Annotated in this window: 29 protein-coding genes and 1 tRNA gene; 13 read left to right on the forward strand and 17 right to left on the reverse strand. The window is 69.9% G+C overall.

What is annotated here, in order from left to right; genetic code table 11:
• Positions 1-12 precede the first annotated feature (12 nt).
• From GVN21_RS01925 to GVN21_RS01935, 3 genes are all read right to left on the reverse strand, one after another.
• On the reverse strand, positions 13-777 hold the full coding sequence (locus GVN21_RS01925; protein WP_166573009.1) for a Bax inhibitor-1/YccA family protein: 765 nt from the start codon (positions 775-777) through the stop codon (positions 13-15).
• Positions 778-865: 88 nt separating this feature from the next.
• The gene (locus GVN21_RS01930; protein WP_166573010.1) at positions 866-3436 is read right to left on the reverse strand and encodes an FtsX-like permease family protein; all 2571 of its coding nucleotides are present in this window, start codon (positions 3434-3436) and stop codon (positions 866-868) included.
• Complete coding sequence (locus tag GVN21_RS01935) at positions 3433-4119, reverse strand: ABC transporter ATP-binding protein (protein WP_166573011.1); 687 nt, start codon at positions 4117-4119, stop codon at positions 3433-3435. Before GVN21_RS01935 ends, GVN21_RS01930 begins: the two co-directional genes overlap by 4 nt.
• Before the next feature lie 82 nt (positions 4120-4201).
• Here GVN21_RS01935 and GVN21_RS01940 point away from each other — a divergent pair, with 82 nt between their 5' ends.
• The 3 genes from GVN21_RS01940 (at position 4202) to thpR (ending at position 6600) form a co-directional block, all read left to right on the forward strand.
• On the forward strand, positions 4202-4834 hold the full coding sequence (locus GVN21_RS01940) for an arylesterase (protein WP_346764204.1): 633 nt from the start codon (positions 4202-4204) through the stop codon (positions 4832-4834).
• A 183-nt stretch (positions 4835-5017) separates the two neighbouring features.
• Positions 5018-6058, forward strand: coding sequence for an aldo/keto reductase (locus GVN21_RS01945; RefSeq protein WP_166573013.1), 1041 nt, complete (start codon positions 5018-5020; stop codon positions 6056-6058).
• Between the two features lie 5 nt (positions 6059-6063).
• Positions 6064-6600: an RNA 2',3'-cyclic phosphodiesterase gene (gene thpR / locus GVN21_RS01950; RefSeq protein ID WP_166573014.1), complete on the forward strand. Its 537-nt coding sequence runs from the start codon at positions 6064-6066 to the stop codon at positions 6598-6600.
• Between the two features lie 6 nt (positions 6601-6606).
• On the opposite strand, the gene GVN21_RS01955 is transcribed toward thpR, so the two are convergent.
• Positions 6607-6987 carry a DUF2237 domain-containing protein gene (locus GVN21_RS01955; protein WP_166573015.1) on the reverse strand — a complete coding sequence of 127 codons (381 nt, stop codon included), beginning with the start codon at positions 6985-6987 and terminating at the stop codon, positions 6607-6609.
• A 106-nt stretch (positions 6988-7093) separates the two neighbouring features.
• On the opposite strand from GVN21_RS01955, the gene GVN21_RS01960 reads away from it, so the two are divergent.
• From GVN21_RS01960 to GVN21_RS01970, 3 genes are read left to right on the forward strand one after another with little or no spacing between them, the layout of a single operon-like run.
• Positions 7094-7645 carry a hypothetical protein gene (locus GVN21_RS01960; RefSeq protein WP_166573016.1) on the forward strand — a complete coding sequence of 184 codons (552 nt, stop codon included), beginning with the start codon at positions 7094-7096 and terminating at the stop codon, positions 7643-7645.
• Positions 7646-7696: 51 nt separating this feature from the next.
• A complete protein-coding gene (locus GVN21_RS01965; protein ID WP_166573017.1) occupies positions 7697-8575 on the forward strand; it encodes a CoA ester lyase in 879 nt (292 codons plus the stop codon).
• The gene (locus GVN21_RS01970; protein WP_166573018.1) at positions 8572-9378 is read left to right on the forward strand and encodes a hypothetical protein; all 807 of its coding nucleotides are present in this window, start codon (positions 8572-8574) and stop codon (positions 9376-9378) included. Before GVN21_RS01965 ends, GVN21_RS01970 begins: the two co-directional genes overlap by 4 nt.
• Positions 9379-9392: 14 nt before the next feature.
• Here the strand turns inward: GVN21_RS01970 and GVN21_RS01975 are convergent, their stop codons facing one another.
• Positions 9393-9794: a hypothetical protein gene (locus GVN21_RS01975; RefSeq protein ID WP_166573019.1), complete on the reverse strand. Its 402-nt coding sequence runs from the start codon at positions 9792-9794 to the stop codon at positions 9393-9395.
• Between the two features lie 52 nt (positions 9795-9846).
• Between GVN21_RS01975 and GVN21_RS01980 the strand changes: the two genes are divergently transcribed.
• A complete protein-coding gene (locus GVN21_RS01980) occupies positions 9847-10824 on the forward strand; it encodes an alpha/beta hydrolase family protein (RefSeq protein ID WP_166573020.1) in 978 nt (325 codons plus the stop codon).
• Here the strand turns inward: GVN21_RS01980 and GVN21_RS01985 are convergent.
• The 3 genes from GVN21_RS01985 to GVN21_RS01995 form a co-directional block, all read right to left on the reverse strand.
• The gene (locus GVN21_RS01985; RefSeq protein ID WP_166573021.1) at positions 10821-11147 is read right to left on the reverse strand and encodes a hypothetical protein; all 327 of its coding nucleotides are present in this window, start codon (positions 11145-11147) and stop codon (positions 10821-10823) included. The two genes, GVN21_RS01980 and GVN21_RS01985, sit on opposite strands and share 4 nt — an antisense overlap.
• Positions 11148-11229: 82 nt before the next feature.
• Positions 11230-12288 (reverse strand): ribosome small subunit-dependent GTPase A, encoded by a 1059-nt coding sequence (gene rsgA / locus GVN21_RS01990; RefSeq protein WP_166573022.1) that lies wholly within the window; start codon positions 12286-12288, stop codon positions 11230-11232.
• 27 nt (positions 12289-12315) lie between these two features.
• On the reverse strand, positions 12316-12645 hold the full coding sequence (locus tag GVN21_RS01995; protein ID WP_166573023.1) for a hypothetical protein: 330 nt from the start codon (positions 12643-12645) through the stop codon (positions 12316-12318).
• Positions 12646-12771: 126 nt separating this feature from the next.
• Between GVN21_RS01995 and GVN21_RS02000 the strand changes: the two genes are divergently transcribed.
• Both GVN21_RS02000 and GVN21_RS02005 read left to right on the forward strand, forming a co-directional pair.
• On the forward strand, positions 12772-13707 hold the full coding sequence (locus GVN21_RS02000) for an ABC transporter ATP-binding protein (protein ID WP_166573024.1): 936 nt from the start codon (positions 12772-12774) through the stop codon (positions 13705-13707).
• Positions 13704-14984, forward strand: coding sequence for an ABC transporter permease (locus GVN21_RS02005; RefSeq protein ID WP_166573025.1), 1281 nt, complete (start codon positions 13704-13706; stop codon positions 14982-14984). Before GVN21_RS02000 ends, GVN21_RS02005 begins: the two co-directional genes overlap by 4 nt.
• Before the next feature lie 3 nt (positions 14985-14987).
• On the opposite strand, the gene GVN21_RS02010 is transcribed toward GVN21_RS02005, so the two are convergent.
• From GVN21_RS02010 to mdh, 5 genes are all read right to left on the reverse strand, one after another.
• Positions 14988-15611, reverse strand: coding sequence for a carbonic anhydrase (locus GVN21_RS02010; RefSeq protein WP_166573026.1), 624 nt, complete (start codon positions 15609-15611; stop codon positions 14988-14990).
• Position 15612: 1 nt separating this feature from the next.
• Positions 15613-16257: a maleylacetoacetate isomerase gene (gene maiA / locus GVN21_RS02015; protein WP_166573057.1), complete on the reverse strand. Its 645-nt coding sequence runs from the start codon at positions 16255-16257 to the stop codon at positions 15613-15615.
• On the reverse strand, positions 16254-16895 hold the full coding sequence (locus tag GVN21_RS02020; protein ID WP_166573027.1) for a fumarylacetoacetate hydrolase family protein: 642 nt from the start codon (positions 16893-16895) through the stop codon (positions 16254-16256). The genes maiA and GVN21_RS02020 overlap by 4 nt, the downstream gene beginning before the upstream one ends.
• Positions 16896-16934: 39 nt before the next feature.
• Positions 16935-17195 carry a hypothetical protein gene (locus GVN21_RS02025; RefSeq protein WP_166573028.1) on the reverse strand — a complete coding sequence of 87 codons (261 nt, stop codon included), beginning with the start codon at positions 17193-17195 and terminating at the stop codon, positions 16935-16937.
• A gap of 624 nt (positions 17196-17819) precedes the next feature.
• Positions 17820-18782 (reverse strand): malate dehydrogenase, encoded by a 963-nt coding sequence (gene mdh / locus GVN21_RS02030; RefSeq protein ID WP_166573029.1) that lies wholly within the window; start codon positions 18780-18782, stop codon positions 17820-17822.
• Positions 18783-18914: 132 nt separating this feature from the next.
• Here mdh and GVN21_RS02035 point away from each other — a divergent pair, with 132 nt between their 5' ends.
• Complete coding sequence (locus GVN21_RS02035; protein ID WP_166573030.1) at positions 18915-19964, forward strand: MaoC family dehydratase; 1050 nt, start codon at positions 18915-18917, stop codon at positions 19962-19964.
• A gap of 163 nt (positions 19965-20127) precedes the next feature.
• Positions 20128-20544, forward strand: coding sequence for an HIT domain-containing protein (locus GVN21_RS02040; protein WP_166573031.1), 417 nt, complete (start codon positions 20128-20130; stop codon positions 20542-20544).
• A 16-nt stretch (positions 20545-20560) separates the two neighbouring features.
• On the opposite strand, the gene GVN21_RS02045 is transcribed toward GVN21_RS02040, so the two are convergent.
• From GVN21_RS02045 to GVN21_RS02055, 3 genes are all read right to left on the reverse strand, one after another.
• On the reverse strand, positions 20561-21454 hold the full coding sequence (locus GVN21_RS02045; protein WP_205689871.1) for a M23 family metallopeptidase: 894 nt from the start codon (positions 21452-21454) through the stop codon (positions 20561-20563).
• A 293-nt stretch (positions 21455-21747) separates the two neighbouring features.
• A complete protein-coding gene (locus GVN21_RS02050) occupies positions 21748-22005 on the reverse strand; it encodes a DUF1150 family protein (RefSeq protein WP_166573058.1) in 258 nt (85 codons plus the stop codon).
• Positions 22006-22053: 48 nt separating this feature from the next.
• A complete protein-coding gene (locus GVN21_RS02055; protein WP_166573032.1) occupies positions 22054-22479 on the reverse strand; it encodes an Hsp20 family protein in 426 nt (141 codons plus the stop codon).
• Positions 22480-22600: 121 nt separating this feature from the next.
• Between GVN21_RS02055 and GVN21_RS02060 the strand changes: the two genes are divergently transcribed.
• Both GVN21_RS02060 and GVN21_RS02065 read left to right on the forward strand, forming a co-directional pair.
• Positions 22601-23200, forward strand: a complete 600-nt coding sequence (locus GVN21_RS02060) for a tetratricopeptide repeat protein (RefSeq protein WP_166573033.1) — start codon at positions 22601-22603, stop codon at positions 23198-23200.
• 24 nt (positions 23201-23224) lie between these two features.
• On the forward strand, positions 23225-24868 hold the full coding sequence (locus tag GVN21_RS02065; protein ID WP_166573034.1) for an MHYT domain-containing protein: 1644 nt from the start codon (positions 23225-23227) through the stop codon (positions 24866-24868).
• Positions 24869-24974: 106 nt separating this feature from the next.
• On the opposite strand, the gene GVN21_RS02070 is transcribed toward GVN21_RS02065, so the two are convergent.
• Positions 24975-25050, reverse strand: a tRNA-Ala gene (locus GVN21_RS02070).
• Positions 25051-25184: the final 134 nt, after the last annotated feature.

Raw genomic sequence — 25184 nt, forward strand, 5'->3', positions numbered from 1 at the left:
TGTCGCTGACCGCTATTCGCGGCGGCCGCCGAACAGGGCGAGCAGGAACTGGAACATGTTGATGAAGTCCAGGTACAGGCTCAGGGCGCCGTAGTTGGTGGCCACGGCCAGACCGTTCTGGTCGCCGCCCATCTCATAGTAGGTCATCTTCAGGCGCTGGGTGTCGTAGGCGGTGAGGCCCGCGAAGATCAGCACGCCGATGATGTTGAAGCCGAAGAAGAAGATCGGGTTCGAGCCCAGCCCCGGCAGCAGGAAGGTGGCCAGGCCGGCGGCGATCAGACCCCACACGCCCATGATCAGGAACGAGCCCATGCCGGACAGGTTCTTCTTGGTCGTGTAGCCGAACAGGCTCAGCGCGCCGAAGGCGGTGGCCGTGATCAGGAAGGTCGAAGCCAGCGAGGGCAGGTTGTAGCGCAGCACCCAGACCGCGCCGCTGACGCCGATCACCGAGACGATGGTCCAGTACAGGCCGGCGGCGGCCGCCGGGCTGGGGTTCTTCATCACAAAGCCGGCCACCAGAAGCAGGACCAGGGGTGCGAAGGACAGGACCAGGCCTAGGATGGTATAGCCCGCGAAGGCTCCCGAGGCGGTGGTGGCGTACAGCAGGTCGCGCATGGGCGGGAAATTGGCCACGCCAAAGGCCAGGACGGCCGACAGCAAGAGGCCCAGGGCCATCTTGTTGTAGACGCCGAGCATGAAGGCGCGCAGTCCAGCGTCGACCGACATGTCGCCGGTGTGCGGGATCGAGCGCGCGTAGCCGCGTTCGAAGTCGCTCATCGTAAATCTATCCTTTCATGGCCCCGAAATGGGGTCGTGCGGCTGAATATCGGGTGCGCGACCGGATGACGCAAGTACTTCGGGCGACTCATTCGGTGCGCAGCACGGGCGCCGGTCGCCGCGACAGGGCCTGGGCGGCGGCCAGCAGCCCACCGACGGCCGCCAGCCCGGACGCGCCGCCGACCAGGGCGGCGACGCCGCTCCAGTCGACACTCCAGCCGGCCTCGAAGATCAGTACCACCACCGGCCACGCCGCCGCATAGCCCAGCGCCACCCCGCAGACCCCGGCGATCAGGCCCACGGCGCCATACTCCACTGCATAGGCCGACAGGATCTGAAGGCGCGATCCGCCCAGCACCTTGAGCGTCGCCGCCTCGCGCGCACGGGCCCGCGCCCCGGCCGCGATGGCCCCGGCCAGCACCAGCAACCCGGCCAAGGCGGCCACGGCGGCGGCCCCCTGCACCGCCAGCTTCAGGCGATCGAACATCTCCACCGCCTGGGCCAGGCCTTCGCGGACGCTGATCACGTTGACCTCTGGAAAATCACGTCCGAGAGCCCGTGTCACCGCCCGCTCCTCGGTCGCCCCACCCTTGGCGATCGCGATGTAGCGGAGACCCGCGCCCTCCAGGGCCGACGGGTTCATGATCACGGTAAAGGCGGGACCGAAGCTGCCCCACTCCACCTTGCGCAAGGCGGCCAGACGGGCGTCGATCTCGCGGCCGAGGATGGAGACGGTCACCATGTCGCCGACCTTCAGGCCCGCCCCCTTGGCGGAATCGACCTCCATGACCAGCTGCGGCGGACCGCGATAGCCGGCCGGCCACCAGGCGCCCTCGACGACGCCCGCGTCGCTGGGGGCGGCGTCGAACACCGACATCTGCAGGTCGTTGTCATAGGCCCAGCGCTCGCCGGGGCTGACCTTCTCCAGGTCCACTGGCTCGCCCTTCAGCCGCACGATACGGCCGGTGACGAACGGGAATCGCCGGTAGGCATCCTCGGTCAGGGGGCGGCCGAAGGCGGCCTGCACCGTCCTGTCGAAGTCGGCGATCCGTTCGCCGGGGACGTCGAGGAACACCATGGAGGGGGCGGTGCGGGGGGCGACCTCGCCGATCTGGGCCAGCAGGCTGGACTGGATCAGCACCACCGAGGCCAGCAGGGCGACCCCCAGGCCGATGGCGGGGGCAGCGGTGCGGGCGGCCGAGCGCGGCCCGGCGAGGTTGGCCAAGCCGATACGCAGGGGCCCCCTGGCAAACCGGCGCAGGCGTCCGGCGCCCCAGGCCGCCCCGCGTCCGAGCAGGGCCAGCAGGCCGAAGGCGACGGCCACCCCGCCGATCATGATCACCGCCGACAGCGGCGTCGGGGCGGTAACCACGGCCAGGGCGGCCAGGCCCAGCCCCGCCGCGATGGTGACCCACAGCTCCAGCCCCCAGCCGACCCGGCCAGCCAGATCGCGCCGGAACAGGGCCGAGGGCGGGGTCGAGCGGGCGCGGGCCAGGGGGATCAGGGAGAAGGCGGCCGCCGCCAGCAGGCCGAAGGCGGCGGCTTTCAGCAGCGGCATTGGATAGACGGCGAACAGGGCCGGGATCGGCAGCTGGTCCCTGGCAATCTGGCCGAGGATCAGCGGAGCGACGGCCCCGACCGCCAGGCCGATGGCGACGCCCAGCGCCGCCAGCACGGCGATCTGGATCAGGTAGAGGTTGCGGATCAGCACCCCCTCCGCGCCCAACGCCTTGAGGGCGGCGATGGAGGGCTTGCGGGCCTCCAGATAGGCGCTGACCGCCCCGGCGACGCCCAGGCCCCCCGCGACCAGTGAGGCCAGGCCGATAAAGCCAAGGAAGTATTCCAGCTGGTCGATCAGCCGCTTGATGCCGTTGGCCGCCTCGTTGCGGGTGGCGATTTCCAGCCCGTTGGGGGGACGGGCGATGCGGCGCTGGCCCCGGGGCTGGTCGCCGTCCCGCTTCACGCGGGTCGGGTCGAGGCCGCGGGCGGCGCCGTCTACGTCCGCGCCGGCGGGCAGGGCGATGCGAGCGGTCTCACCCCGGTCGGGCAGGCCCTCGGCCAGGAAGCCGCCCTTCTCGACCGCCTCCAGGCTGGTCAGCACCCGCGGTGACAGAGCGAAGCCGCGACCCAGGCGATCCGGCTCGCTGAGCAGGACGGCGCGCAGCACGAAGGGCGCCTCGCCGACCAGGAAGCGGTCGCCGATCTTCAGGCCCAGTTTGTCGATCAGCGCCTGTTCAGCCACCGCGCCGGCGACCTCGCCGTCCCAGCGCAGGGCGGCGGCGAGATCCGGGGCGCCGGAGAGTTCGACCTTGCCGAGCAGGGGATAGCCGGGGCTGACCCCGCGCAGCTCGGTCAGGGTGCGCTCCCCGTTGGGAGCCTCGGCCATCGCCCTCTGGCCGGCGGAGAACACCACCTTGCCAAGCGCGGCGAACCGGGCGCGCTCGGCGTCGGTGAACCGGCGGTCCTCGACATTGACCCTGAGGTCGCCGCCGAGGATCTCCCGGCCCTGGGTCGCCAGCCCGGCGCGGAAGGCCTCCGCCGTAGAGCCGGCGGCGGCGATCGCCGCCACCCCCAGCGCCAGGCAGGCCAGGAAGATGCGGAACCCGGCGACGCCGGAGCGCAGCTCGCGGGCGGCGAAGCGGAAGGAGAGGGGGCTCACCCCACCACCTTGCCGCTGCCCATGGTCACGGTGCGGTCGGCCCTGGCGGCCAGGGCGGGGTCGTGGGTGACCAGCACCAGGGCGGCGGTCGTCTGGGCCACCAGGTCGAACATCAGGTCGGCGACGGCGCCGGCGTTGGGGCCGTCGAGGTTGCCGGTCGGCTCGTCCGCGAACAGCAGCTTGGGTTGGACCGAGAGGGCGCGGGCCAGGGCCACGCGCTGCTGCTCGCCGCCGCTGAGCTGGTGCGGGTAGTGGGTCAGGCGGGAGGAGAGGCCGACGCGGTCAAGCCACTGGCGGGCCATGGCCGTGGCGTCCGCACGGCGGGCGATCTCCAGCGGGGCGGAGACGTTTTCCTCGGCGGTCATGTTCGGCAGCAGGTGGAAGCTCTGGAACACCAGGCTGACCCGCCCGCGCCGCAGTTTTGCCCGACCGTCTTCCGACAGTGGGCCCATGTCCTGGCCGAACAGCCGAACCGTCCCCGATGTCGGCCGCTCCAGCCCCGCCGCCACGGCGATCAGCGACGACTTGCCCGACCCCGATGGCCCGACCACCGCCACCCGTTCGCCCGGCCCGACGGTCAGGTCGACGCCTTTCAGGATCTCCACCGGCCCCGCCGCCGAGGGCAGGGTCAGGGTCACCCCCTGGAGGGCCAGGGGGGCGGTCTCTGCTGAGGTATCGAACATGCTTGGGCGGCTCGGGAAATTTCAGGGGGAGGAAGCGTTTGTCGCGGCGATCTCCTCACCTACATAGGGCGCTCGAATGGCAATGACACCTGAACGATTCTTAAGCCGGCGCGCGGTGCTGGCCGGGGCTGTGCTGGCCGCGCCGGGCGTGGCGCTGGCGCAGCCGAAGCCGCGCATCGTCACCCTGCTGGGCGACAGCATCACCGCGGGGCTGGGCCTGCCCTCGCGGTCGGCGCTGCCTTTCGTGCTTGAGACCGAACTCAACCGGCTGGGCGGACGGGCGCGGGTGCGCGGGGCGGGGGTCAGCGGCGATACCTCGGCCGCCGGTCTGGCGCGGGTGGACTTCTCGGTCCAGGCTGACACCACCGTCTGCGTCGTGGCCCTGGGCGGCAACGACCTGCTGCAGGGGCTGGACCCCCGGCGCACCAGCCAGAACCTCGACCGGATCGTGGCCAGGCTGAAGGCCCGCCGCATCAAGGTGGTGTTGGCCGGAATGCGGCCGCCGCCGGCCCTGGGCCGCAGCTATGCGAGGGACTTCGCGGCCATCTTCCCGACCCTGGCGCGCAAGCATGGGGCGGTGCTGTATCCGGACCTGCTGGCTGGTGTCGCCGGGGTGCCGCGCCTGAACCAGCGCGACGGCATCCACCCCAACACCGAAGGGGTGAAGATCATCGCCCGGGGCCTGGCGCCGACGGTGGTGCGGGCGCTGGGGTAAGAAATCAGGGGACTGGTTGCTCGGTGTGCTGACGGAACAGAATGAAACTCGGTCTGGCCCAAGCTACCTGTCCCCGATCTGGCGCCGGTGGCCCGTCGGGGACAGGTAGCCCGGGAGAGGGCATAGAGAGTTCGGAACGAGCGGCGCGGCGGGCAACCAGTCCCCGGCTGAAGAGGGGACGGAATGCAATATTCAGAGTTGGGCCGGACCGGCATCCGGGTGTCGCGCTGCTGCCTGGGCACCATGACCTGGGGCTCGCAGAACAGCGAGGCGCAGGCGCACGAGCAGATGGACTACGCCCTCGAGCGCGGGGTGAATTTCTGGGACACGGCCGAGATGTACGCCTCGCCGCCGACGCCGGAGACGCAAGGGGCGACCGAGCGGCATATCGGCTCCTGGTTCGCCAAGACCGGCCGTCGGGCCGAGGTGGTGCTGGCCTCCAAGGTGGCGGGGCGTTCGCCGATGAGCTGGCTGCGGGCCGACGGCTCGCCCACGCGGCTGACCAAGGGCCAGATCGACGAGGCGGTGGAGGCCTCCCTCAAGCGTCTCAACACCGACTATATCGACCTCTACCAGCTGCACTGGCCTGACCGATCGGTGCGCATCTTCGGCGGCATGACCTTCAAGGACTATGACGCCGACTACGAAGGCTTCGAGGCCATCCTCTCGGCGCTCGACACCCATGTGAAGGCCGGGCGGATCCGGGCTGTCGGGGTGTCGAACGAGACGCCCTGGGGGGTGATGAAGTTCGTGGAGGCGGCCGACCGGTTGGGTCTGCCGCGCATGGCCTCGATCCAGAACGCCTACAGCCTGGTCAACCGGGTGTTCGAATACGGCCTGGCCGAGATCGCCATGCGCGAGGATGTCGGCCTGCTGGCCTATTCGCCGCTGGCCCAGGGGGCGCTGACCGGCAAATACCTGGATGGGGCGCTGCCGCCCGGCGCGCGTAAGACCCTGTACAATCGCATGCAGCGCTATGACGGGCCGGGTTCGCAGGAGGCCATCCGATCCTACGTCGACCTGGCCGCCGCGCATGGGCTGACCCCCGAAGGTCTGGCTCTGCGGTTCTGCGACAGCAAGCCGTTCGTGACCGCCACCATTATCGGGGCGACCACCATGGACCAGCTGAAGAGCGACATCGACGCCTTCGACATCGACTGGACCGAGGCGCTCGACAAGGCGGTGGACGAGCTGCACGTTCAGCGGCCCAACCCCTGTCCGTAAGGCCCATGCTTCGCCTGTTCGCCGCCATCGGTATTCCCTGGGACATCGCCCAGGGTCTGAAGTCTCACCAGCAGGACCTGCCGGGCGCTGGCTGGCGGACGGAGGAGCAGCTTCACATCACGCTGCGGTTCTGCGGCGAGGTGCGGGAGGATGTAGCCGACGACCTCGACGCCGAACTGTCGGCCATCGCCCCGCCGGCCTTCGACCTGGAGCTGACCGGGGTCGGCCATTTCGGCGACGGCCAGGATATCCACGCCATCTGGGCGGGCGTTGCTGAGAGCGAGCCGTTGCGGGCGCTGGCCAAGCGGTGCGAGGCGGCGGCGCGGCGGGCCGGGCTGGCGGCGGAGACGCGGGTCTACCATCCGCACGTGACACTGGCCTATCTGAACCGGCCTGATCCCGGCCGGGTGATCGCCTGGGAGCAGGCGCACAACCTGCTGCACTCCCCGCCGTTCCGGGTGACGCGGTTCGGGCTCTATTCAAGCCACCGGACGCGGGACGGGTCGGCCTATCGGCTGGAACGGGACTACCGGCTGGAGTGAGAGGCCTCAGGCCTCCACCGCATAGTCCTTCAACACGCCAAGCGGGACGATGGCCAAGGTCTCTTCATGGGTCGATTCCAGCACCAGCTGGGGCGCGCAACCCTCGTCCAGCGCCTCCTTCCAGCGGGGCGCGCAGAGACACCAGCGGTCTCCGGGCTTGAGGCCGGGGAAGGCGAACTCCGGGCGCGGGGTGGACAGGTCGTTCCCCTGGCGCTGGCTGTAGGCCAGGAAGTCGGCGGTCATCACCGCGCAGACGGTGTGCAGGCCAAGGTCCTGTGGCCCGGTCTCGCAGCAACCGTTGCGGTAGAAGCCGGTCACCGGGTCGAGCGAACAGGGAATGAGCTCGCCGCCGAGGACGTTCTTCGCGGTGGGATCGTAGCGGGTCATACGGCCATCCTGACGCCAACCGGGCGCACGCGCCAGTGCGGCGAGCCGGCTTGGCGCGAGGCGGGAATGTTGCCACCATGGCTGACCATTCCATGGAGCCACGACCGTGAAGACCCTGACCCGCGCCCTCCTGGCCCTGACCCTAGCGGCCGCGCCCCTCGCCGCCCTGGCCCAGGACGGCGGCAAGCCCAAGCCGCTGATGGCGCGGCCCGCCATCCATTCCGTCGCCGACTGCGATACCCCAGCCAAGCGGACGGAGATCGTCGCCCGCTCCGAGACCACCCTGGAGGGGGTGATGGCCTATATGGAGGACTACAATCGCCATGCCCAAGCCACCGCCAGGTGGCGGATGGACCAGATGGTCGCCAAGGGCGCCTGGACCCAGCAGGAAGCCGGCGCCTTCGCCTCCGGCATGCTGAAGGACCCAACCTTCGAGGCCCTGGGCAAGGACAACATGAAGTCCCTGGAAGGCCTCATGGCGGCCATGGCGCCGTTCATGGAGGCGACCAAGAGCCAGGACGATCTCAAGACCTGCCGCGCCATGGCCGACTTCGTGGGCGCCGCCTTCGGGGTGATCGACACCACCGAAAAGCAGTGGCGCTACATGAACGGCAGGATCGACGCCGCCGCCAAGGCCGAAGGCGTGACGCTCGACTGATTTCCGCCGGGCCGCTATCACCGCGCCTTCCCCTGCCCTCGCCGGAAGACCATGACCGACATTCCCCGCCCCCGCCGCAGCGCCCTCTACCTGCCCGCCTCCAACGCCAAGGCGCTCGACAAGGCCCGCACCCTGGCCTGCGACGTGGTGATCCTCGATCTGGAGGACGCGGTGGCGCCGGAGGCCAAGGAAGCCGCGCGGGGCCAGGCGGTGGAGGCGGTGAAGGCCGGCGGGTTCGGGCGGCGCGAGCTGGTCATCCGGACCAACGGGCTGGACACCCCCTGGGGGGCCGAGGACCTGGCGGCGGTGGCCCTGGCGGGGCCGGACGCCATCCTGGTTCCAAAGGTCAGCAGCGGGGCCGATGTCGCCGCCTACGACGCCGCCATCGAAAAGGCGCCGGCGACCACGAAGCTGTGGGCGATGATCGAGACCTGCGCGGCCCTGTTCGCCCTTGATGAGATCGCCAAGGCGGCGAAGACCACCCGCATGACCACCTGGGTCATGGGCACCAACGACCTGGCCAAGGAGATGCGCTGTCGCCAGACGGCTGACCGCGCGCCGTTCTGGGGTCCCTTGAGCCTTTCGGTGGCGGCGGCGCGGGGCGCGGGGCTGACCATTCTTGATGGGGTCTACAACGACATCGAGAACATCGAAGGCCTGGTGAACGTCTGCGAACAGGGGGTCGACTTTGGCTTCGACGGCAAGACCCTGATCCATCCCAAACAGGTCGAGCCCTGCAACCTCGTGTTCAGCCCTGCGCCGGGCGAGGTGGACTGGGCCCGCGCGGTGATCGCCGCCTTCGCCCTGCCCGAAAACGCCGGCAAGGGCGCGATCCGGGTCGAAGGCCGGATGGCCGAACTGCTGCACCTGGCCCAGGCCGAGCGGCTGGTGGCGGTGTCCGAAGCCATCGCGGAGGCGCAGGCCGCATGAGGCGTCTGGCGATCCTGTCCGGGGCCGCGTCGCTGGTGCTGCTGGCCGGGCCGGCGCTGGCTGAACCGACCCCGCCGCCCACCGAGGATCCGATCGCCGACCTGCTGTCGGGCGTGGCGGCCGAGCAGGGAATGGATGACGATGCGGCCGAGTCCGCGCCGGCCAGCGAGAGTTTGATCGGCGGCGAGGTCGAGCCCGCCGAGGCCGACGAGGCGGTCGATACCGGGGCGGCGACGGCCGACGGGGATGACGAGGCGCCGACGGAGACGGCCGCCCCGACGCCTCGGCCCGCGCCGCCTCCGGCCTCAACACCGAGCTATGTCGCCCCCGCCCCCTTCATCCCGCCGCCGCCGGTCTCTCGCCTCCCGCAGCTGGACCGGCCGGTGATGATCGACGAGCTGTGGCGCACGCCCGAGGCGCCGCCCACGGCCAGCGAGCAGAGCTACGAGAGCCGGATCCGGGGCGGGTCCAACTCCGCCCAGGGCCTGCAGGGTCCGCTGGACGGCGGCTGGGTGCTGCGCGGCGCGGACGGCGGCACGCTGTATGGGCTGCAGCTGGTGGACAAGGGAAACGGGCTGGTCGAGGGCGGCGCCTTCCGCAGCCTCCGCCAGGGCAAGGGGGCGGGCCAGGTCGGGCTGATCGACAGCGTCGACCGGATGGTCGACGGCAGCGTCCAACTGCGCTTCAGACTGCGCGGGCAAAGCCAACCGGCGGTGATCACCCTGCGCCCCGCCGGCGGCGGCTGGAGCGGCGAGATCTGGGAAGGCGGCGCGACCCGCCAGGTGACGATGCGGCGCCAGTGACGGCGGGCGGCCGGCTAAGCCGTCCGCTTCCCGAACAGCGCCTGTGCACCGGTCCCCGCCGCCAGGTACAGCGCCACCGTCAGCCCCACGAACCAGAACGGGTGCGGGATCATGAACATCGTCGCGACGCTCATCGCGAAGAGCACCCCCACAGCCACCCATCCGGCCGCCAGCCGTCCCTGCGCCACGATGTTCGCCACACTGGCCCCGCCGAACGCCGCCAGCCCATAGGCCACCGCCACCCAGGCGACCGCCATCACCGGCATCTTGCCGATCAGGCCCTTCACCTGTTCCGGATCGTGGGTGTCCACCCCGGCCGGCAGCGGCCAGATCGCATGCCCCAGCATCTGCAGTCCCCAGACCAACGCCACCCCGACCACCAGCCCGGCGACGATTCCCAGGATCAAACGAAGCATTTCGAAGGCCTCCCCGCTTTCGATCTGGCCCGACCCTAACTAGATTGATCCCATGCTCAAGACCGCCACGCGCCGGGTCGCTTCAGGAGCGGGCCGGGCGAGCGCGGCCCTGGTCCTGTTTCTCGCCCTTGCCATCTCCCTGGGATCCGTCGTGACCGCCATCGCCTCCGCCCATCCGCCCGGTCGCCTGGTCGATATCGGCGGCCGCCGCCTGAACCTGGTTTGCGCGGGCCCCGCCGACGCGCCCGGGCCCCTGGTGGTGTTCGAGGCCGGCGCCTTCGGGCTGTCGGCCGACTTCGGGGCCGTGCAGGAGGGGCTTGCCGCCAAGGGTGTGCGCAGCTGCGCCTACGACCGGGCGGGCCTGGGGCGCTCAGACCCCGGCCCGGCCCCGCGCGACAGCGCCGCTATTGTCGGCGACCTGGAAAAGCTGCTGGCCGCCTCGGGCGAGGCCGGCCCCTATGTGATGGTCGGCCATTCGATGGCCGGGCTGCACCTGCGGCTGTTCACCGCCCGCAACCGCGACAAGATCGCCGGCCTGGTGCTGCTCGACGCCGCCCCGCCGGAAGCCGCCGACCTGCCGGTGGCCAAAACCTGGATCGGCCGCTTCGCCGCGGTCTCAAACGTCGCTGGCGTCGGCGCCACCCTGGGCCTCTTCGCCCCGCTGGGCCCCACCATCGGCGACCGCATCGGCCTGCCGCCCGAGGCGGCCAAGGAAAAGCGCCGCGCCTTTGCCTCCGGCCGCCACAACCGCTGGGCCGCCCGCGAGGTCTCCGCCTGGCTGGCCAGCTCGGAGCAGGGCAAGGCGGTGGCGCCCTACGATCCGGACCTGCCGGTGGGAGTGGTCACCGCCGGGCCGCAGCGCCAGGGCGCTCTGTCGGACTGGAAAAAATTCCAGTCGGCTCCGGCGCGGGTCAGCAAGACCGGCTTTCACATCAACATCGACGAGGCCGGGCACGCGAACATGCTGGGGCTCAAGCACCGCGATGTGATCGTGGACGCGATCCTGCGGGTGCGGAGCGCCGCGGATTAGGCCGGGTCGGCCTCAGCCTCGTCCGCGTTGAACTCATCCGCCGGCACGAAGCCGGCGCCGTCCTCGTCCAGCACCCAGGCGCCGACGAAGGCCGGGTGGGTCGGATCGAGTTCCTCATCGATCAGGTCGCCTTCGTAGAGGCCGATGGTGCTGTAGTCGAAGTCCAGGGACAGCTGGCTCGCATAGCCCACCATCTCCTCGGCCATGCGGCGCGAGTAGCCGAGGGCCTCGCTTTGATCGGCGAAGTCGTCGGCCAGGGTACTGACCTCCGCCGCATCGCTGCCCTGGGTGGCGCTGGTCGTGACGATGGTGAATGCGGGCATGGTCGCCTCTCTTGAGTCAGGAAGCCCACCCCTAGCCTGTTCCCCGGCGGAAGCGGCCCAGTTTCTTCAAAAAAAAATCGGTTCAGTCCCCGTCCCGGTCCGCCTGCTTGCTGGCGCGGTGCTGCTTGCGGGCGCGGCGCTGGGCGTCCTTCGCCGCCTGGTCGGCCTTGGCCTCGACCGCCGCCAGCTCGAGGCCCAGCTTCTGGAAATGCGCCCAGCGGGCCGGATCGAGCTCACCGCTCTCCAGGGCGGCGCGGACGGCGCAGCCCGGCTCACCCCCATGACCGCAGTCGCTGAACCGGCATTGCCCGACCAGCGCCTCGACGTCCTCGAACACCGCGGTGACGCCCTCGTCCTCGCCGATCAGCCCCACTTCCCGCATGCCGGGGGTGTCGATGATCAGCCCGCCGCCCGCCAGCCGCACCAGTTCGCGGTGACTGGTGGTGTGGCGGCCCTTGTCGTCGCCTTCGCGCACCGCCTTGGTCGCCATCCGGGCCTCGCCCAGGAAGGCGTTCACCAGGGTCGACTTGCCCGCCCCGGACGAGCCGATCAGTACGCAGGTCTCGCCAGGCTCCAGGTGCGCCAGCAGGCCCTCCAGCCCCTGGCCCTGGCGCGCCGACACCACGACCACCGGGCAGTCCGTCGCCAGGGCGGCGATCTCGGCGGCTCTTGCCTCGGGGTCGTCGCAGAGGTCGGCCTTGGTCAGCACCACCACCGGCCGCGCGCCGCTCTGCCAGGCGGCGGCCAGGTAGCGTTCGATGCGCCGGGGATTGAGGTCGGCGTTCAGCGAGGCGACCACGAAGGCCACGTCGATGTTGCTGGCGATCACCTGCACCGTCGCCGCGCTGGCGACCGCGAGGCGCACGAAGGCGGTGCGGCGCGGCAGGATGGCGTGGAGGGTCGCGGTCCGCTCGCCGGGGTTCAGCGACAGGGCCACCCAGTCGCCGACCGCCGGCCGGCCGTCCTCGACGGTCTCATGCATCAGCCGGCCGGAAGGCTTGGCGCGCAGCTCGCCCTGGTCGGTGACCACCAGGTATCCGTTGCGCTGCTGGACGACGATGCGGCCCGGCATGTGGCCGGCGCGGGCGTGCGGCGTGAAGCTCTCCGCCAGCAGGTCAGACCATCCGTAGTGGGCGATCAATGTCCCGGCCGCCGGGCCATCGGCGCCTTAAGCACCCGTCTCGTCCACGACGATGGCCACGGTCTTGCCCCGCGAATGCGGTTCCCAGCCGACCGCCAGGGCCGAGGCGATGGCCCTGGCCACCAGCGCCGGATCGATCTGCTCGGGCTTCAGCTGAGGCGCGCCATAGCGGGGTTGAGGCCCCGCCGGGAACTCCACGACCGCCTCGCGCTGGCCCTCGCTGTGGCGCACGGCGATCGCCATCCCGCGAAACGCGTTGGCGTCGCTCGACCACTGGGGCCGTCGCTGGAGCCGCCAGATGTAGGGGTCACCATCGACCTCGATCTCGAACTCCGGGCCTTGCTTGGTCTTTGCCATGGGGAGGGAATTAGCCCGCCGCGCCCGGCGAGGCCACCCTCAGCGTGGGCCAGGGCCTTGACGACATCCCCTGCAGACTAACTTAACCCTACCCCGCCCATCCTCTACCGCTGTACGGGAGACCGCATGCAAGCCGCGTTAGAGCTCGAGCGGGTGACCAAGCGCTATGGCGCCTTCACCGCCGTCGACGACCTGTCCTTCTCCGCCCGCCAGGGGCGGATCCTGGGGTTCCTGGGACCGAACGGGGCGGGGAAGACCTCGACCCTGCGGATGGTCCTGGGGCTGAGCGAGCCGACCTCCGGGCGGCTCAGCGTGCTGGGGGCTCCGGATGGGCGCAGCGTGCGGGACCGGATCGGCTTCCTGCCCGAGGAGCGCGGGCTGTATCGGCGGATGACGCCGGTGGAGGCCATCGTCTTTCTGGCCGGCTTGAAGGGGCTTCCCGCCGGCGAGGCGCGCAAGCGGGCGCGGGCGATGCTCGAGCAGCAGGGGCTGGGCGAGGCCCAGAACCGGCAGATCCGCCAGCTGTCCAAGGGGATGGCCCAGAAGGTGCAGCTGATCGCGGCCATCGCCCATGAGCCGGAGCTGGTCATCCTCGACGAGCCGTTCAGTGGCCTCGACCCCGTCAACCAGCAGGCGCTGGAGGCGATGATCCGGGGGCTGGCCGAGCGCGGGGCGACGGTGGTGTTCTCCACCCACGTCATGCAGCACGCCGAGCGGCTCTGCGAACACGTCGTCCTGCTGGCCAAGGGCCGCAAGGCCTTCGACGGCACGGTCAGCGAGGCCAAGGCCCGCGCGCCCCGCGCCCTGGTCCTGGAGGGCTCGCTCGAGGCCGCGGACGCCGGCGCCCTGCCAGGCGTGGCCGAAGTGACCAGCCAGCCGCTCGACAGCGGCCATGTGCGGCACAGTTGCGCGCTCAAGCCCGGCGCTTCGGGCCAGGAGGCGCTCAAGGCCGCCTTCGCCCAGGGGCTGGACATCCAGCGGTTCGAACTGCGCGAGCCCAGCCTGCACGACGCCTTCATCGTCTTGACCGGCGAGTCTCTCGATGAGGAGGCCGCCGCATGAGACGCCTGCTGCGCATCGCCGTTCGCGAGTATGTCGCCTATGTCCGCACCGTCGGCTTCTGGCTGTCGATGCTGGCCCTGCCACTGGGCATGGGCCTGGTGATGGCCGCCAGCGGCTGGATGGAGGCCAGCGCCCCGCCGCCGGCCCTGGTGGTGGTCGATCTGACCCCGGACCAGGGCTATCTGCCCGCGGTCAGCGAGGCGGTGGAGACCCGCAACAGCCTCGGCCGGCTTCGCAATGAGATCGTCCCCTCCCCGGTCGCCTTGCCGCGCGACCCCGCCGCCATCGGGGCGGCGCTGAAGCCCTGGCTTAGCGGCGAGGCCAGGCTGGAGGGCAAGCGCCGTCTGGCGGGCGCCCTGGTCATCCATGGGGCCGGCGAACGGGTGGCCCTCGACGTGTGGACCGACAGCCCCCTGCTGGGCGCCAGTGAGACCGTCCGCACGACGATCGCCACGCGCATGCAGCGGGAAAAGCTGGTCGCGGCCGGAGTCGACCCGAGTCTCGTGACCGCCACCCAGGCGCTCCAGCCGACGGTCACCGACTATTCGCCCAAGACCGCCGGCAAGGCTTCGCTGCTCACCCGGCTACCCGGGCTGATCGGCTTTGCGGCGGCCATGCTGCTGTGGAGCGTGATCTTCACCGGAGCCGGCATCCTGCTGAACGGGGTGATCGAGGAGAAGTCGTCCAAGGTGCTGGAAGTGCTGCTGTCCTCGGCCACGGTGCCGGAAATCCTGTTCGGCAAGATTCTGGGCGTGGCGGGGGTGACCTTCACCGTGCTGGGCGTCTGGGGCACGGTAAGCACGGTGCTGCTCAACGTCTTCGCCCCGGCCCAGGCGGCCGGCATCGGCCAGGTGTTGTTCAGCGGCGGGCTGGTCTTCTACTTCGCCTTCTACCTGATCTGCGGCTACCTGATGTACGCCAGCATCTTCACCGCCATCGGCAGCTTCTGCGAGACCACGCGGGAGGCCCAGACCCTGCTGGGGCCGATCATGATCCTGCTGACCATCCCGGTGATCTTCCTCAGCCAGGCCCTGCGCCGGCCAGACACCCCGGCCCTCGACATCCTTTCCTGGGTGCCGCCCTTCACCCCCTTCATGATGACCGCCCGCGCCGCCTCCAACCCGCCGATATGGCAGGTGGCGGGCACGGGCGTTCTGATGCTGGCGACCGTGGCCCTGGTGGTGTGGATCGCCGGCCGGGCGTTCCGCGCCGGGGCGCTCTCGACCGGCAAGGTCGACTTCAAGGGGCTGGTGGCGAAGCTGCGAGGCGGGGAGTAGCGGTCAGAAGTCGCCCAGCACCTCGGGAACGTCGTCGATCTTGCGGACGGTGACGTTGAGGTCGTTGGCGATGCCGTTGCTGAGCGAATAGACCCAGCCGTGCACCGACAGCGCCTGGCCGCGCGCCCAGGCGTCCTGCACGAAGATGTCGCTGGCCACGTTCTTCACCTGGCGGATGACATTCAGTTCGACCAGCCGGTCCCAGCGCGCCCGGTCGTTCTCGATGGCCTCCAGCTCGCCGCGGTGATGGGCATGCACCTCGCGGATCGGGTGCAGCCAGTGGTCGATCAGCCCGCGCCGCTGGCCGTCGACCGCCGCCGCCACCCCGCCACAGCCGTAATGGCCGACCACCATGATGTGCCGCACCTTCAGCACATCGACCGAATACTGCAGCACGCTGAGGTAGTTGGCGTCCTGGGGCGGGGCCAGGTTGGCGACGTTGCGGTGGACGAACAGCTCGCCCGGATCCAGGCCGACGATCTCGTTGGCCGGCACGCGGGAGTCGGAGCAGCCGATCCACAGGTATTGCGGGGCCTGCTGGTTCTCCAGGCGGGTGAAGAAATCCGGGTCGACCTGGGTCTTGCGTTCCGACCAGGCGCGGTTGTTGGCCTTGAGGTGATCCAGCACGTCAGATGATCTCCTTGGCGTCGGGATGGTGGTTGGGGTGGGCGGCCTCGAAGGCCGGATGGGCGCGGGCCCGCATCGCCACGGCGGAGAGACGGGGGAAGGGCGCCAGGTCCACGCCGAAGCGGGCGGCGTTGTAGACCTGGGGGACCAGCAGGCAGTCGGCCAGGGTTGGCGTTTCGCCAAAGGCAAAGTCGCCGCCATGGCGGGCGATCATCGCTTCAAGGGCGGTGAAGCCGTCGCCGATCCAGCGCCGCGCCCAGTCGTCCCGCGCCGCCTGGTCGGCGCCGAGGGCGGTCAGGGCTTTTAGGATGCGCAGGTTGTTCACCGGATGGATGTCGCAGGCGATGACGCCGCACATGGCCCGCACGCGGGCCCGCGCCAGGGCGTCGCCGGGCAGCAGGGCCGGCTCGGGATGGGTCTCCTCCAGCCATTCGAGGATGGCCATCGACTGGGTCAGTTCGGCGCCGCCGACATCCAGGGTCGGAACCAGGGCCTGGGGATTGTGGGCGCGGTAGTCTTCGCCGCCCTGTTCATTGGCCAACAGGTCGATGGGGACTATCTCGAACGGTAGGCCTTTGAGGTTCAGGGCAATACGGACCCGGTAGGGCGCCGAGGCCCGCCAGGCGCTGTAGAGCTTCAGCATCAGACGATCTCGAAGCTGAGCGAGCCGATCCCCTCGACCGACCCTTCGACCAGGTCGCCCTTCTGCAACGGGCCGACCCCTTCGGGCGTGCCGGTGAAGATCAGGTCACCCGGCTGCAGGCTCCAGAGCAGGCCCGCCTGCTCGACGATCTCCGGGACCGACCAGAGCATGTCGCCGATGCGGGCCTTCTGGCGCACTTCACCGTTGACCGACAGGCTGATGGCCGCGTCACCCAGGCTGTCCAGCTTGCTGATGGCGCTGATCGGGGCCGACTGGTCGAAGCCCTTGGCCGCGTCCCAGGGCTGGCCCTTGTCCTTGGCCGCCGATTGCAGGTCCCGCCGGGTCAGGTCGACGCCGACCGCGTAGCCGAAGATGCCGTCCGGCCCGATGGCCACCACCAGCTCGATCTCATGGTGCAGGTTGGCCGTGGCCGACGGATAGGCGACGTTCTGTCCCGGCGGCACGATGGCGTCGGCCGGCTTGGCGAAGAAGAAGGGCGGATCGCGATCGTCCCCGCCCATCTCGGCCCGATGGGCGGCGTAGTTGCGGCCGACACAGAGGATGCGGCGCACGGGAAACGGCTTGTCCCCATCGACCGGAACCGTGGGCGTGGGGCGGAGGGGAAAGGCGTGGTCGGGCATGGCGCTTGAGTTAGCGCCGCGGGGTCTCGCGCGCCACCCCTACCTTTTTCGTCTCAGCAAGATGTCCGAAGGGTAGTAGTCCGTGACTTCCCTCAAGGGGCCCGATCCGGCCCTTACTTCCTCCAGGCTGCGCACAAGCCAAGGAAAGGCCTTCTCCGGCCTGCCGGTGTAAATCCGGTCCCGGGTAAGCTCGATCGTCACCTTGAGAACCATGATGCCGTCGACGCCGGCACTCGCGAGAACTTCGGGGTCGCGAACGATCCCGGTCGACTGCCGCCGATCCGGGAATTCGATGAACATGGGCTGACGCGGGGCCGGAACGTCAATCGGCCCAAGAGACCGTCGCCCTGCTATGTGGGCGTAGGCGGGGTTCTGGCCATCTACCCATTTGTTCGCGCTGTCAGACGGCCCTGCCAGCGCGCTCAACGAAGACCAAGCATCGTAGCTGGGGTGGCCATCATGAAAGCCCCGAAGGCCGGCCACCAGGACACGATCGCCGCCAAGCATCAGGATTACGCCTTCCCCCCGGACCCGTGAGCCGACCCCGCCAGCGGTCGGCAGCCACCCTGGTTGGTCGGAAGTGACCTGTTCCCGCACCGCAGAGGCGGTGACCTGGCGGCCATCGACATTGGCGGTAACCGTCAGGCGGCAACGGGCCTTGTACGTCGGCGGCATACACCCAGACAGGCCTGCTGACGCCAGGCCAATCAGTGCCGCTCGTCGAGAAAAGCTGTTTGGAATCACGACGCCCTATCCTGCAGTCAGAGTGTAGGTGCGGACCGTGTACTGGGCGTTAGCGCCGCGTCCCCTTGCGTCAGCATAAGGAGCGCCAGCGCTAAGGCCGAGTGATCCCCAGATGCAAAGCGACCCTCCCTCCGTTTCCGGAAGGAGGGTCGCTGAAAACGCTCAAATCGACCAGTCAGCTCAGGCCAACGAGGTCTCGATGCCCTTGCAGGCTTCGATCAGGCCCTGCACGGACTCGACCGACTTCTTGAACATCGCCTTCTCCTCGTCGTTGGTGGAGAATTCGATGATCTTCTCGACGCCACCGGCGCCGATCACCACCGGCACCCCGACGTAGAGGTCGTTCAGCCCGTACTGGCCATTCAGGTAGGCGGCGCAGGGCAGGACGCGCTTCTTGTCCTTCAGATAGCTGGTGGCCATGGCGATGGCGCTCTCGGCCGGGGCGTAGAAGGCGCTGCCGGTCTTCAAGAGGGCGACGATCTCGCCGCCGCCGCCGCGGGTGCGCTTGACGATGCCGTCGAGCTCTTCCTGGGTCATCCAGCCCTGGGCGACCAGGTCCGGCAGCGGCAGGCCGCCGACCGTGGAGTGGCGCACCATCGGCACCATGTCGTCCCCGTGACCGCCGAGGGTCCAGGCGTGGATGTCCTCGACCGAGACGCCGGTCTTCTCGGCCAGGAAGTAGGCGAAGCGGGCGCTGTCGAGAACGCCGGCCATGCCGACCACCTTCTCGTGCGGCAGGCCGCTGAACTCGCGCAAGGCCCAGACCATGGCGTCCAGCGGGTTGGTGATGCAGATGACGAAGGCGTTGGGGGCATGGGCCTTGATGCCCTCGCCGACGGCCTTCATGACCTTCAGGTTGATGCCCAGCAAGTCATCGCGGCTCATGCCCGGCTTGCGCGGCACACCGGCGGTGACGATGCAGACGTCGGCGCCGGCGATGTCAGCATAGTCGCTGGCGCCCTTCAGCGAGACGTCCTTGCCGAACACCGAGGAGGCCTCGGCGATGTCCAGAGCCTTGCCCTGCGGCGTGCCCTCGGCGATGTCGAACAGGATGACGTCGCCCAGCTCTTCGCGCGCGGCGATGTGGGCCAGGGTGCCGCCGATCATGCCGGCGCCGATAAGGGCGATCTTGGCTCGGGCCATGGATGCGTCTCTCGTGCTGTGAAAAAAGGGTCGGGCGCGGTCTAGACCCGCAGCCCCCGGCCCTCAAGCCCCCTTTCGCAGATGCGAAGGGCGCGGCATTACGATGATCAGCCGAACGCGGGGAGCCAAGCCATGTCCAAGACCGATCCGGGCAACTACTTCGAGGACTTCCGCCTCGGTCAGGTGATCCGCCACGCCACCCCGCGCACGGTGACGGTCGGCGACGTCGCCCTCTACACCGCCCTGCACGGCCCGCGCTTTGCCCTGTTCAGCTCCGACGAGTTCGCGCGGTCCTGCGGCCTTGGCGGCGCGCCGGTCGATCCGCTGATCGCCTTCCACATCGTCTTCGGCAAGACGGTGCCGGACATCAGCCTCAACGCCGTGGCCAACCTGGGCTACGCCGAGGGCCTGTTCCTCAGGCCGGTGTTTCCCGGTGACACCCTGATCGCGACCAGCGAGGTCATCGGGCTGAAGGAAAACTCCAACAAGAAGACCGGGGTCGTCTACGTCCGCACCACCGGCGAGAACCAGCACGGCGAGCCGGTGCTGAGCTACGTGCGCTGGGTGATGGTCCGCAAGCGGGACGACGCCGCCGAGATCCCCGAGCAGAAGGTCCCTGACCTGAAGTCGGCCGTCGCCGCCTCCGACCTGCTCATTCCGAAGACCCTGGACTTCAGCCGGTACGACTTCGCCCTAGCCGGCGCCCCGCACGCCTTCGAGGACTATGCGGTGGGCGAAAAGATCGACCATGTCGACGGCATGGCCATCGAGGAGGCCGAGCACCAGCAGGCCACGCGCCTCTACCAGAACACCGCCAAAGTCCACTTCAACCAATATGAGAGGGCCAAGGACCCGTCGGGCCGGCGGCTGGTCTACGGCGGGGTGGTGATCTCCACCGCCAAGGCGCTCAGCTTCAACGGGCTGCAGAACGCCGGCCTGATCATGGGCATCAACGGCGGCCGCCACGTGAACCCCTATTTCGCTGGCGGCACGGTGTTCGCCTGGAGCCAGGTGCTCGACAAGGCGCTGCTGGAGCCGGGCATCGGCGCGCTGCGGCTGCGGCTTGTGGCGACCAAGGACCGGCCCTGTACGGACCTGCCGTACAAGGACGACACCGGCGCCTATCCGCCCGAGGTGATCCTCGATTTCGACTACTGGGCGGCGGTTCCGGCGCGCTCCTGAACCACTTCCTCCGTCATCCTCGGGCTTGTCCCGAGGACCCATCGTTCAGCCCGCAGGACAGGCGAAGGTTGGCCGGGCGGCGCGACGCCCCCTAAAGTCTGTGCGGCGGATGCATGGGTCCTCGGGACAAGCCCGAGGATGACGGGGATTGGGGGTTTGGACGGTGTTTCAGCTTCACGAGGCGTTCGGCCCCACAAGCCACCTGGTCGGCGACCTGCCCCTCTGCCATGTCCGCCTGCAGGACGATGCCCGTTATCCCTGGCTGGTGCTGATCCCGCGCGGCCCGGAGCTGGTCGAGATCGAGGACCTCTCCCCGGCCGACCGCGTCCGGCTCGTCGAGGAGACGGTGATGGCCGGCCGGGCGGTTCACGCCCTGGGGGCCGTGCTCGGCTTCGAGGTGGCCAAGCTGAACATCGGGGCGCTCGGCAACGTCACTCCGCAGCTGCATGTGCATGTGGTCGGTCGCCGACCGGGCGATCCGGCCTGGCCGGGTCCGGTCTGGGGCCACAGCGCCGGGCAACCCCATGGCGATCGCGCGGCGGAGCGGGTGCTGCTCGCCCGGATTCAGCTGGGGCTATAGATAGCGGCGCCCGGCTTTAAGCCGCCGGGGTAGCCGTGCGGACCGGGCCGTCCTCGTCATCCGCGGCCTTCGCGGGCGCCGCCGCCTTCGGCTTGTTGACTTCCTTGACCATCAGTTCGGGCCCGCCGGCCTCCTGCATGGCGCGGAGCCTGGCGCGGGCTTCGGCGGCCTTGACCGGGTCGCGGGCGACGATCTCGATGGGGCCGGCCGGCTGGATGACGGCGCGGACGCGGCCGTCGGCGGCGGGCGTGACCGTGACCCCGGCGGCGGGCTTGGCGGTGGGCTTCACCGAGGCGGGCCAGTTGGCGACCACGGCCACCCGGGTCCGGCCTACCTTGGCCGCGTCCTTGAGCGGCAGCTGGTCGGCGGAGGCGAAGGTGCGGCCGATGAACATGGCCGGGTTCAGCGGCTTGTCGTGGCGGCGGATCTCGAAATGCAGGTGCGAGCCGGTCGAGCGGCCCGAGTTGCCGACGAAGCCGATGTGCTGGCCGGCGGTGACCATCGACCCGGCCTTGATGCCTTTTGGCCAGCCACCAAGGTGGGCGTAGAAGGACACCAGGCCACCCTCGTGCTGCACCTCCACATAGCGGCCGTAGGAGAAGCTGAGGCCCGTCCGCGTCACCGTGCCGGGCAGGGTGGCGGCCACCTTGGCGCCCGCCGGGGCGGCGATATCGACGCCCTCGTGCAGCCGGCCACCCTCTTCCCAGGGCATGCGGCGCATGCCGAACGGCGAGTTGATGGCGAAACCGGGCACCGGCATGTTGAACGCCAGCATCTTCAGGGCCGGGTCCTGCGAGGCGGGCGCCAGGTGGGCGGCCACGGCGGTGGCGGTCTGGGTCTTGGACGGGGCGGCGATCGCGACAGGGCGGTCCGGACGGCCGGTCGCCGTCATGGCGAAAGCGGCGCTCATCGCGAAGGCGCCGCCAACGACGCCAACGATCACGGGAACGGCCGCGCCGTATGGGCCCTTGAGGGCCGGAAAGCTGTTTTGCACTAGTCAACCTCGTAGGGGCCGCGCCGGGGGGAGTTCGATCGCCGAGGTTGGACGACCGGGGACGCGGACTTTGACGCTTACTCAGAACCGGAGACGGGCATTAGCCTCGCCAATCGGGCGATAAGAGGGCGGCGTCTTACGAGGTTGATGTCGGGAAGGCAACCTTTCGGCCCGCGGCGCATTGCCCGCGGGCCTCAAGGGGCAGGGGTTCAGTGCACCGAAACCGGGGCCAGTTCGTGGGCCAGGGCGGCGGCCACGGCGGTGTCGTAGTCGCTCATCACGGCCAGCCGCTCACCGTCCGCGCGGTGCACGGCATAGAGAGTCTGTTCGGGGTCGAGCTCCACATGGGCCAGGGCGGCGGCCGGGGACGAGGCGATGATCTCTGCGCCCGACACGGGGCGCACATAGACCAGGCTCGGTCCGCCCAGGGCGGCGAAAGCTTCGTTGGTCAGTCTCACGGGCGTCATCATTGACCACCTCCTTCGATAAGCGAACGCAGGACGGGCGCTAAAAGTTCAGCCGCCAGTCCGGATGGGAATACGCTGGACGATCCGCTCGGGCCGGGGCCGGGACAGGTCGACGTGCAGAAGGCCGTGTTCGAGGGTCGCCCCCTCGACCACCATGCCGTCGGCCAGGACGAAGGCCCGCACGAACCCGCGCGCGGCGATGCCGCGATGCAGGAAGGCGCGATCCTGGCCCTCGGGCTCGCCGCCGCGCTTGCCGGCCACCGTCAGCTGCTCGCCCTCAACGGTCACCTCCAGCTGGTCCGGCGAGAAGCCGGCCACCGCCAGGGTGATGCGCAGGCCGCCGTCTTCGCGGGCCTCGACGTTGTAGGGGGGATAGCCTTCGGTCGCCGCCCTCTGGGCCCGTTCGATCAGACCACGGGTGTGATCGAAACCGAGCAGGAAGGGGCTGTCGAACAGCAGGGCGCGGGTCGTCATATCTTTGCCTCGAGTCCTTTCAAGCGACTCCCGCAAAGCCTGGCCCGAGATCGGCGCCACCCCTTGCGGCTGTGCCATTAGGTGGCGATTGTGGGGGCAGTTCGCAAGACGGAGTTGGGCTATGCGCAAGGTGGCGATTGCAGTGCTGGCGATGCTGGCCCTGAGCATGGGGGCGGCGGCGGCGGCCCAGCCGGTCAAGCCCGAGGTTGAGGCGACCCTGAAGCGCCACGACACCGACCCGGTCCGCGCCGCCCGCGACATGGGCGACCTGGCCGAGGACGGCGATCCCGTCGCCCAATGGTACTACGGCATGTACCTGCTGAACGGCGACGGCGTGGACCGTGACCAGCAGGCGGCCTGGATCTGGGTCAAGCGGTCGGCCGAAGGCGGCTTCGTCAACGGCCAGATCAGCGCCGCGGTGATGCTGGCCACCGGCGAGGGCGTCGCCGAGGACGATGTCGCCGCCCGCGAATGGTACCGCAAGGCCTCCGAACAGCCGTCGGCCCACGCCCTGCGGGGCCTGGGCACGATGCTGCTGACCGGCGAGGGCGGCGCTCAGGATCCGTTTCGCGGCTATGCCTATATCGAGATGGCGCGGGACGGCGGCGACCGGAACGCCGGCCTGATCATGCAGCGGCTGCCCGCGCTGACGTCCGAAGAGCGGCAGAAGGTCGAGGCGATCAAGGTCGAGTGGAAGCGGGCGTTCGGCGACCCGCGCTGAGACCCCCGACGAGGCCTACCCGGCGTGCACCACGACCACCTGTCCATCTTCGCCGTGCTCGCCGTCCTGGTGGCGGTGTTCGGCTCGTGGACGGCGCTGGACCTGTTTCGGCGGGTGCGCAGTCATTCAGGCAGCGCCCGGCTGACCTGGCTGATCATTGCCGCCCTGGCGATGGGGTCCAGCGTCTGGTCGATGCATTTCATCGCCATGCTGGGGTTCGATCCGGGGTCGGCGGTCAGCTACGACCTGGCGTTGACCGCCCTGTCGCTGGTGCTGGCCGTGGGCGGAACCGGGGTGGCCTTCCTGGTCGCGGCCGGCGGCGACGGCGGGCCGGCGCGCGTGGTGGTCGCCGGGGCCAGCATGGGGATGTCGATCTGCGTCATGCACTATGTCGGCATGGCGGCGGTGCGGACGTCGGCGGCATTCGGCTACGACCCGGTCCTGGTCGGGGTCTCCTTCCTGGTGGCCATCGGGGCGGCCACGGCGGCCCTGGTGGCGGCCAGCCTGGACCGCTCCCCCCTGTGGCGAGCCGGGGCGGCCACGGCGCTCGGGCTGGCCATCGTCGGCATGCACTACATCGCCATGATGGCGCTCAGGCTGACCCCGCTGCCGGGGTCCGAGGCCCAGGCGCCCGGCGCGCCGCCGGTGGTGCTGGCCTTGGCGGTGGCGGCGGGAACCTTCTTCATCCTGATCCTGGCCCTGGGGGCGGCCCTGCACGACCAGCGCGCCAGCGTCCTGGCCGCCCTGGACGCGGGCGGGGCCGGCTATTGGGAACTGACCCTGCCGGGGCGGCAGCTGATCGCCTCGCCCGGCGCCAAGACCCTGCTTGGCCTGCCCCCCGACGCGCCGGTGACCCAGGCCGACGTCGAAGGCCGGCTGTCGCCGGAGGCGCGCGAAGAGCGGCGTAAGGCGCTGGAGGCCGCGCTCAACGGTGAAAGCGACTATGATGTCGAGTACGGCCTCATCGACGGCCGCTGGCTACAGGTGCGCGGCCGGATGTTCCGCAGCCGCACCGGACGGCCGCTCAAGCTGGCCGGGGTGATCCTCGACGTCACCGACCGTCACGGGGCCATCGCCGAGCTGAACGCCGGGGTCCGCCGCCAACAGCTGTTGATGAACGAGCTGAACCATCGGGTGAAGAACACCCTGGCCACCATCCAGTCGATCGCCGCCGCCACCGCCCGACAGAGCCAGGACATCCCCGACTTCCGCGCCCGCTTCGAGGCCCGGCTGATCGCCCTGTCCAAGACCCACAACGTCCTGACCGCCCAAGGCTGGGACGGGGCCGCCATGCGCGACCTGCTGAACCAGGAATTCGCCCCCTACGCCCCGAACCAGGTGGCGCTGTCCGGGCCGGAGGTGCAGCTGAACGCCCAGGACGCCCTGGCGCTGGGCATGGTGTTCCACGAACTGGCCACCAACGCCGCAAAATACGGGGCGCTCAGCCGCGCCGAGGGAGTGGTGACGGTGGACTGGGCGAGGACGGAAGATGGGACCGTCGCCATGACCTGGACCGAACGGGGCGGCCCGCCGGTCTCGCCGCCCGCCCGCACGGGCTTCGGCTCGCGGCTGATCCGGATGAGCCTGGAGAGCGGGATGAAGGGGGCGGTGGAGATGAGCTATGCGCCGGAGGGGCTGACGGCGCGGCTGCGGTTCGAGACGGCTTAGCCGACGACCCGCTTCAAGCGCCTGCGCCGCTGGTCCGGCGGCCGAGGCCGCCTTTCGCCGAGGCCACAAATGGAAAGGCCCGCATCCTCGTCGGATGCGGGCCTTATGGTGGAGCTAAGCGGAGTCGAACCGCTGACCTCTTGAATGCCATTCAAGCGCTCTACCAGCTGAGCTATAGCCCCGAAGTTCGGGATCGCGTCCGGCGGGCCGGAAGCGAGGGCGGGGTATTAGTCCGTCGGCTTTCGCCGATCAAGCCTCCCCGCCGGTTTTTTTACCGCCTCGCCGAAGCGGGGATCACCCCGCCCCGGCGCGCCGG

The organism is Caulobacter sp. SLTY, assembly GCF_009905535.1.
Lineage (GTDB): Bacteria > Pseudomonadota > Alphaproteobacteria > Caulobacterales > Caulobacteraceae > Caulobacter.